The sequence below is a fragment of the Prevotella sp. MGM2 genome, assembly GCF_002933955.1.
Lineage (GTDB): Bacteria > Bacteroidota > Bacteroidia > Bacteroidales > Bacteroidaceae > Alloprevotella.
The window spans coordinates 1-2146 of sequence record NZ_BEWW01000106.1; the positions used below are offsets into that span (position 1 = coordinate 1).

Sequence of the window (2146 nt, forward strand, 5' to 3'; positions counted from 1 at the left end):
TGAAGATATTGTGGCTGACCTTTTATAAGATTGTGAGCGGAAAGAAGTTCTGAGAAAGGTATCTGAGTGGTTTTTATCCGTGTCGCTGTTTTTTGAACTGATACAGGTTTCCGTCGGCCGCCGCGACGGTTTCTCGCGCGTTCCGTCTCCGGAGGAATGGGCGGGGCTCATGGACGAGTCCCGCCGGCAGACGCTTACAGGAGTGCTGTTTGGCGGGATAGAGCGTTTGCCGGCACATCAGCGTCCGCCGCGGAAGTTGCTGCTGCAATGGTATGCACAAGCCGGACGCATAAGGGCTGTGAACCTTTGTCTCAATATGGAGGTTGTGCGGATAATGGCGCTGGTCAGAGCGGAGGGGATGGAAGCCGTTTTGCTGAAGGGACAGGGGGTAGCCACTTATTATCCTGAGCCTTTATGGCGGATACCGGGCGATATAGACCTTTGGATGAGGGAGTGCCGGAGTCGTGTTGTAGATTATGCCCGCAGGCTGTCGGGCAAGACGCCTCCGACAACTTTCCTGCATACGTCCTTGCATCTTTCGGAAAAGGTGGAGACGGAGGCGCATTTCAGGCCTTCTTTCCGTTATAATCCATGGGCGGACAGGCGTATGAACCGCCTGTTTTCGTATTTGTACGGTCAGGGGGAATTCACTGATGTGTGTTTGTCGGGTGGCAGCGAAGAAAAGGTGAGAGTGCCTTCTCCGGTTTTTAACCGGTTGTTTCTTCTTGCACATATTTACCGTCACTTTTTTGATGAAGGTGTAGGTCTGAGGCAAATGATGGATTATTTCTTTTGCCTTCGGCAGTCTTTTACGGCTGAGGAAAATCGGGTTTCGGTCTGTTGGATGAGGCGAATGGGGCTGTTGCGTTTTTCCCGTGCCGTTGTGTATGTACTGCAGGAGGTTTTCGGGCTGGAGGATGAATTTTGTTTTGTGCCGCCCGATGAGCGTGAAGGACGTTTCCTGCTTGATGAAATTATGCTTGCCGGTAATTTCGGTAAATATGACTGGCGTTATCGCTGTGCCTCAGGGAGCGAGGGGATGTGGAGCCGTTTTCTGCGTAAGTCCCGGCGTAATTTTCACCTGGCCGTCCATTATCCTGGAGAGGTGATTTGGGATGTTCCTTTCCGTGTGTGTCATTACCTTTGGCGGCGTATGAACGGTTTTATCTGACAGCCCTGTCTTGTGGTATATAGAAGGGCCGGTTCCATGTAGCCTGAGCGATTTCTTTTTTAGAAGTCTCTCAGGCTACATGTTTTTTATGGTTATTGGCGGGAAGTTGGAATTGCTGTAAGGTGTGGTGGCCAATATGCCGGTTTGTCTTATCTGGCTGTGATATGGAAACAGGCCTGGCGGGCTTCGTAGCGGACGTAACAGACGCCTTGGTTGCGGAGGTCGCGCAGCACTTCGGCCAGAACATCTTTGAGCCGGCCGTCCCAAACCTGTTTGGCCTCAGAGTCATTGGGGGAAATTACACGGTGAAAACTATTGTAACAGATGTCGAAGGTCGTGCCATGCTGGTGGCAACTGTTTTCGGATGCGTTGCAGTTGACGCGGCGCAGGCGGCGCACGTCTTCTTCTGTACGTAGCACGGAGGTGACAATGAGCTTGTAGAAGGGGAGACCCTTCCGCTGGAGAGAGTCAATAAAGTTGCGGGATATTTCCGTGAGCAGGCGTTGCGCACGTGGTACCAGATAGGGAATGGAGTGGGAGAGATGATGCACACGATAATAAGGATTGTCCGTGATGCACACCAGTTTGTCTTTGCTGTGGTGGGCGGCTTCCCTGTTGGCTATCCGGTCGATTCCCAAGCGCGTGGCTGTGGCCAGCTGAATGTCATTCATGTCGGGAAAGGCTTCATTATAATCGCCTACGCCTGTTATTTTGGTTTTGACGGGATTCCCGTTTTTGTCGTTCATGACGAGAGGCTTTCGTGGGTGTGAGAGGAGGCCGTCCACATGTCTGCTGTGTTTCAGAATGGTGTCGGTAGGGGAGGGTTGGGAGGCGGGTGTGTGTGTGCTGTCGTTGTCCCCTTTGCTACAGAACATTAAGATGCCGCTGGTTATCAGAAGCAGTATGAGGATCAGGCGTATTATGGGTCAAGCCGAAAACACGGTGCATGAATTTTGAGAAAAGTGTTAAATTTGT

The 2146-nt window shown here is 51.7% G+C and carries 2 protein-coding genes; one reads left to right on the plus strand and one right to left on the minus strand.

Annotation, left to right across the window (positions count from 1 at the left end; all coding sequences use genetic code 11):
* Positions 1-79 precede the first annotated feature (79 nt).
* Positions 80-1171, plus strand: coding sequence for a nucleotidyltransferase family protein (locus C5S62_RS02360; protein WP_172485999.1), 1092 nt, complete (start codon positions 80-82; stop codon positions 1169-1171).
* 149 nt (positions 1172-1320) lie between these two features.
* Here the strand turns inward: C5S62_RS02360 and C5S62_RS02365 are convergent, their stop codons facing one another.
* Positions 1321-2046, minus strand: a complete 726-nt coding sequence (locus C5S62_RS02365) for a DUF5715 family protein (RefSeq protein ID WP_133159468.1) — start codon at positions 2044-2046, stop codon at positions 1321-1323.
* Positions 2047-2146: the final 100 nt, after the last annotated feature.

Excerpts from the sequence above, each read along its gene's own strand:
- C5S62_RS02365 (WP_133159468.1), bottom strand. The coding sequence starts at position 2,046 with ATGTTCTGTAGCAAAGGGGACAACGACAGCACACACACACCCGCCTCC.